Below are 1,530 nucleotides of genomic sequence, written 5' to 3'. Positions count from 1 at the left end.
ACCGTGAAACGACTCCACGCCGATGATAGTGCGGATTGCCCGTGTGAAAGTAGGTAATCGTCAGGCTCCCATGCAGAAAACAGAAACCCCACCCCAAAAGGTGGGGTTTCTGTCGTTTAAGGCCGCGAAAAGCACTGGCATGCCGCCCACCGGACATACCCGGCCGATGGGCAACCCGCCATGTCACCGCCACCGGCGGACCCGAACGACACCACCATCCCTGTCGGTTCGTTACGTGTTTGCATCGCTGCATCGCCCGTCGATGCCCGGTAGCGCCAACCCCGACGTTCGCCTCCGCACGTCTGACGTACCTCTTCCCGATACGCAGCGTTACCTGAACGCAGCGAGTTCGCCAGCCAACTTCCCCTTCGTCCCCTTACGCCCGCTTTCGTGCCAGCGTCTGGTATGTCAGGCCCGCTGTGAAGCGGTCTAGCCGCTCGCTCGCATCGGTGATGGCCCACAGCGGGGCACGATGCAATTGCTGGTCGTAATTCGTCGCAATTGCGGCAAAAAGTGCGACGCCAGTGCCATCCAGTTTCCATTCACCGGTCTCGCGGCCAATATCGAACACCGTCGACACCGCACGTTCCGCTGCGCCAAGTTCATCGCCTGATGTCGAGCCAAAACCGGACTCGGCCAGAAAACCGGTCAGCAGCATCGTCTGCGTGAGGGTTTGCGCGTCGATCATGCTGCCTGCGCCGCGGCGCAAGGCGTCGAGCGCCAAATGTACCCGCAACGCGAGGTCATCGGCGGTTTGCCGGGCAATCGGCAACAGCATGACCTTGGCATGCCGCGCACGCGCAGCGCCAGTGTGGCGGGATAGAGGGATAGGTTGTGCCATGAAGGTCCAATGTTTATGCCTGTGCAGATGCAATAACGGCGCAGGCCGCAAAAGGTTGAGCCCTTACCGATCATGTAACGCTGTGATGGGTTGGAATGCCGACTGGTGACTGTGCTTACTCCTGCTAAGCGCATTCTCCAACTAGCGTGACTTGTATCTTTCAGCTGGCCTTCATGTTGGGGTGAATCTGATCGACTGCATCGTCGGAATCGTCGACGTGTAATACGCCGTGGAACGATCCATGCTCGCGGCTATGTCTCCCCGCCAGGCATGCGGCTGCTTAGCAGCCATTTTGCAAACGACAGCGTCCGAAGCGACAGGCCGTGCGCATTCATCCGCGCATCGACCATTTGATGGTTGGGGTTCTGGGAAGAATGGACGCTGGCGTCCACTGCACTGAAGCGATGCGCTGTATGTTGAGCGGGCTGCTGACTGCCCCGAACGACCACCGAGAACGACCACCCAAAACCAGCACTTAAAACCAGCACTTAAAACCAGCACCTAAAACCACGCAGCAGCGTGAGCGTCGGACACCCCCAAAGCGCCACTACATTCCGGCCAGACAGAGGGCATATCCTCGCTGCGTGCGTTGAGTGTTGATTTGCACGGAATCCTGACCCACCCTGCGTAGTAATTTGCATCGAATATTGACCCACGTAGAACACTGACCTGCTCGGCAACGGGCGGGG

1 protein-coding gene is annotated in these 1,530 nt (G+C 59.0%); it reads right to left on the bottom strand.

Translation table 11 applies throughout. The features are described 5' to 3' along the window. Positions 1 to 376: 376 nt before the first annotated feature. Positions 377 to 841, bottom strand: a complete 465-nt coding sequence (locus BX591_RS35830; RefSeq protein ID WP_111936015.1) for a hypothetical protein — start codon at positions 839 to 841, stop codon at positions 377 to 379. Positions 842 to 1,530 lie beyond the last annotated feature (689 nt).

It is taken from the genome of Paraburkholderia bryophila (assembly GCF_003269035.1).
Lineage (GTDB): Bacteria > Pseudomonadota > Gammaproteobacteria > Burkholderiales > Burkholderiaceae > Paraburkholderia > Paraburkholderia bryophila.
The sequence above is the reverse complement of the archived record's forward strand: the minus strand, read 5'-3'. Positions and strand labels throughout refer to the sequence as shown.